The 4,185-nt window shown below is 69.0% G+C and carries 5 protein-coding genes; 3 read left to right on the plus strand and 2 right to left on the minus strand.

Annotated elements, in window-relative coordinates; all coding sequences use genetic code 11:
* Window positions 1-92: 92 nt before the first annotated feature.
* Complete coding sequence (locus PKE44_RS06610) at window positions 93-770, plus strand: DUF4276 family protein (protein ID WP_324549293.1); 678 nt, start codon at window positions 93-95, stop codon at window positions 768-770.
* A 40-nt stretch (window positions 771-810) separates the two neighbouring features.
* Here the strand turns inward: PKE44_RS06610 and PKE44_RS06615 are convergent, their stop codons facing one another.
* A complete protein-coding gene (locus PKE44_RS06615; protein WP_324549294.1) occupies window positions 811-2,016 on the minus strand; it encodes a putative zinc-binding peptidase in 1,206 nt (401 codons plus the stop codon).
* Between the two features lie 238 nt (window positions 2,017-2,254).
* Here PKE44_RS06615 and PKE44_RS06620 point away from each other — a divergent pair, with 238 nt between their 5' ends.
* Window positions 2,255-2,623, plus strand: a complete 369-nt coding sequence (locus tag PKE44_RS06620) for a YkgJ family cysteine cluster protein (protein WP_324549297.1) — start codon at window positions 2,255-2,257, stop codon at window positions 2,621-2,623.
* A 12-nt stretch (window positions 2,624-2,635) separates the two neighbouring features.
* The gene (locus PKE44_RS06625; protein WP_324549299.1) at window positions 2,636-3,610 is read left to right on the plus strand and encodes a hypothetical protein; all 975 of its coding nucleotides are present in this window, start codon (window positions 2,636-2,638) and stop codon (window positions 3,608-3,610) included.
* Window positions 3,611-3,623: 13 nt separating this feature from the next.
* Here PKE44_RS06625 and PKE44_RS06630 read toward each other — a convergent pair whose 3' ends face one another.
* Window positions 3,624-4,025: a heme-binding protein gene (locus PKE44_RS06630; RefSeq protein ID WP_324549301.1), complete on the minus strand. Its 402-nt coding sequence runs from the start codon at window positions 4,023-4,025 to the stop codon at window positions 3,624-3,626.
* Window positions 4,026-4,185 lie beyond the last annotated feature (160 nt).

Genomic DNA, 4,185 nt, shown 5'->3' on the forward strand with positions numbered 1-4,185 from the left:
CGGCTCGATACGGAATCGTTGCATGACTGGCTGCAGGATTATTCGCTCGGCGAACTCTGGAAGCAGAACGTGCTCGGCGGGAGACCAAGCCGGTGATCCAGGTCATCATCATCGCCGAAGGCCAGACCGAAGAGACCTTCGTACGCGACGTGATGGCTCCGGTATTCGCGGCAAGCGGCATTATCCTGACAGCGCGGCTGGTGGAAGTTGCAGGCGGTGGTCGTGGCGGAGCACTCAGCTATGAGCGGGTCTGGAAATTCCTGCGCAATACCTTGCGTGAACGCGCCAGCACGTACGTCAGCACTTTCTTCGACCTGCACAAACTCGACACTGCCTTTCCTGCGCATGCTGGATCGCTGAAAATTTCCGATAGCGGCAGACGGGCCGGGTATCTGGAAACGGCGTTTCATGCAGATGTCATCGCACGCACCGGATGCCGGCCTGACCGCTTCATTCCGCATATCCAGCCCTGGGAGTTCGAGACGCTCCTGTTTTCCGATCTGACCACCCTGACCGGCACGGAGACGAGTTGGGCCAGGCATCTGCCTGCACTGCAGAATATTCGTTCAGGCTTCGCTCATCCCGAACAGATCAACGGCAGCCAGACCACAAAGCCGTCCGCTCGCCTCGGTCTGTTGCGCAACCCGGGCTTTCGCAAGGTCCGTCATGGTCCGCTCGCCGCCGGACGCATCGGCCTCCAACGCATCGAGGCCGAATGCCCGCATTTCGCAGCCTGGCTGCAACGGCTGCGCACGCTGGCGCCGCTCTGAACCGGCAGGGGGCGTTCAACCGCCCTCTGCCGGACAAGACTCACGACACCACCGGCTCCGCCATCGTCGTCGCGGCCTCGACCCCGCCGTCCTGTGCCTGCAGGTGCTGGTCGCGGGCGTCCTCGATGACGAGATGGATGAAGTGCAGCTTCGCCACCACCGGCCGGCTCATGACGAACGGGTAGAAGTCGCGCTGGCCCATGCTGCGCGACAGCTCGTTCAGGATCGTCACGAGATCGACCCAGGCGTTGATGAAGTACAGGAACTGTCCGGCGCCGGGGTGCTGCGGGTCGTACAGCGCATCGGAACCGAACGGCTCGGTGTCGACCTCGACATCCTCGGCGTTCAGGCCGAAGGCGAGCGCGGTGTTCATCGTGTCGACCAGGTGCAGGTAATGCGCCCAGGTCTCGGCCCAGTCCTCCCACGGATGACTGGTCGCGTAGGCACTGACGAACTGCTGCGGCCAGTCGGCCGGCGGACCGTTCTCGTAGTGCTGCTGCAGCGCGGTGGCGTAGTCGAAGGACTCGTCGCCGAACAGCGCACGGTACGGCTCCAGCCAGTGCGAGTCGCGCACGAGCACATCCCAGTAGTAATGCCCGACCTCGTGGCGCAGATGGCCGAGCAGCGTGCGGTAGGGCTCGCCGAGCTGCTTGCGCATCGCCTCGCGCCTGGCGTCGTCGGCTTCCTCGACGTTCAGCGTGATCAGGCCCTCGTCGTGACCGGTCAGCACGCGCGGCCCGTCGGGCAGGGACTTCAGGAAATCGAAGCACAGGCCGTTGTCCGGGTCGTCACTGACCTTCGAGCGCACCGGCAGGCCGAGTGCGAGCAGTTGCGCGACCAGCTGGCGCTTGGCGATCTCGATGCTCTGCCAGTACGCGAGATTCTCCGGCTCGCTGAGGTCCGGGATCGTGCGGTTCAGCACGCAGGACAGGCACAGCGTCGCGTCGCTGTCGGCCGGGATCAGCCAGTTGCAGCCGATCTGCTCGAAGTTCGCGCAGCGCCGGTACTGCGCGCCGTCGCCGTTTTCGAGCCGCCACAGGCCCTCGGCATCGCCGGGCTGCAGCGCACCCAGCTCGCCGAGCAGCGGCTCGAAACCGAGCGGTGCATGGCAGGCGAGGCATTCGCTGTTGCGGAAGAACACCGGGCGCGAGCAGCGGCAGCGGTAGGCGCGGCCGGCCTTGGCAGCCTTGACCGGCTTCCAGCTGTGGATCAGACCCTGACTGACGACATCGTAAAGCGGCTTCATCGAACGCCTCCGGCGTGGTGCCGCACGCGCCCGCCCGGAGTGCAGCACAGCGAAAATTTCACCGTGCTCCCCGGATTCGGGGATGCGTGCGGATGCGTGAGAACATCGGCATGCGTTCCGGCAATGCTGCGGGCACGACGCCTGCGCGCCGCTGCCCTCCAGACCGGACCGTGACGCTCCGACCGCGGACCGCGAGGTTCGGTGCCAGAATTCCCCTACATGAACAGACCGTAACGCCATGACCGAACCGAGCACGGCCACGCCGGCCCCGGCATCCGATCCGCTGCCTGCCGGCGACCCCGCCCCCGATTCCTCGCCCTGCACACACTGCGGGGCCTGCTGCGCGACCTATCGCGTGTCGTTCTACTGGGGCGAAGCGCCGCAGCTCGGCCTGCCCGGATCGCTGTACGAAGCCCTGAGCGCCTGGCACGCCTGCATGCGCGGCACCGCGTCAGCCCCGATGCGCTGCGTGGCGCTGGCCGGCGGGATCGGGCAGTCCGTGGCCTGCACCGTCTATGCGCAGCGCCCGTCGCCGTGCCGCGAACTGCAGGCCGGCGATGACCGCTGTCAGCGTGCCCGCGCGCGGCACGGACTGGCAGCGCTCTGAGCCGGCGCGCCGATGATCGTCCCCGCCTACTGGGCAGAAGCGCGACGGCAACAGCGCAAGGAGGGACGGCAGATCACCGTGCGCCGATACGGCTGGTCCGATGCCAGCCAGGCCGATGCGCAGCAGCACGCCGAAACCCGCGCCGGCGAGGCGCTGCAGCGCCTGCTCGCCGGCGAACGGCTGGATCGGCGCGAACCGAAGCAGCCATACAACGGCGCCGACGGTCTGCCGATCCGCGAGGAGATCGTCGAGCGCCACGGCACGGCCGTCGTCACCCGCAACAGCTACGGCGCGCGCTGCCTGAACGTGCCGGACGTGCTGTTCGCGGACATCGACCATGCGCACCGGGCGCCGCTGCGCCTGAGCGTCATCGTGTTCGTGCTCGCCGCGCTCGCGGCCGCGCTCGCCGGTCACGCCTGCGGCAGCGGCTTCGGCTATGCGCTGGCCTTCGCGGCCGTGCTCGGCTGCGCGCCTGCCGCGCACGGCCTGTTCCGGCTGTGGCGATGGCTCGCCGGCGGTGCCGAGGCACAGGCACTGCGCCGCGTGCGCCGCTACGCGCACCGGCATCCGGACTGGGGCATCCGCGTCTACCGCACGCCGGCCGGGCTGCGGCTGCTGGTCACGCACCGGCCCTTTGCGCCCGGTGCCACCGAGGTCGCCGCCTTCTTCGCCGCGGTCGGCACCGATCCGCTGTACGCACGCATGTGCCGCAACCAGCGCTGCTTCCGCGCCCGCGTCAGTGCCAAGCCCTGGCGCATCGGCATCGGCGCGCACCTGAAGCCGCGGCCCGGTGTCTGGCCGGTCGCCGCCGAAAAACAGCCGCAGCGCACGGCCTGGATCGCGGCTTACGAACGCGCGGCCGAGGCCTGGGCAGCCTGCACCAGCCTCGAACATCTGGGTCCGGCCGCCATCCATCCGGCGGTCGCGCCGGTGCTGGCGCTGCACGACCGCCTGAGCCGGGCCGGCAGCAAGCTGCCGATTGCCTGAAACCGCAGGCGGCTCAGACCACCGCTGCGATGCCGGCGCGCGCCGTCTCGGCGTCCTGCTCCGGACGCACGCCGGAAACGCCGACCGCGCCGATCACCTGCCCGTCGATGCGCAGCACCACGCCGCCGGTCAGCATCACCGGCAGCGGCGCGCTGACGAAGGCCGTGCGGCCCTGGTTGATCATGTCCTCGTAGCCCTCGCTGTCGCGCCGCCCGAGCGCAGCGGTGCGCGCCTTGCCGAGCGCGATCTCGGCCGACACCGGAGACGCGTCATCGAGGCGCAGCAGCCCGAGCGCATGGCCCCCGTCATCGACGACGGCGATCGACACGGCCCAGCCCTGGGCGCGGGCATGCTGTTCGGCGGCATCGAGGATGCTGCGCACCTCGGTCAGGGTCAGCACGGCTTTGGTCTTCATGGTCAGCACGCTCTCTGCGGCGGTTCTCTCGACGGGCCCGCGGCTCGGGCCGGCGGGTCGGCGCCGGAGCTTCCGGCACCACGGTCAACATGCCAGACCAGAGCCGGGCTGCGGCAGTGCGCAGGATGCAGAGCTGCGGAACCGCAGAGTCGGCGCTTGC

The organism is Plasticicumulans sp., from assembly GCF_035331805.1.
Classification (GTDB): domain Bacteria; phylum Pseudomonadota; class Gammaproteobacteria; order Competibacterales; family Competibacteraceae; genus Plasticicumulans.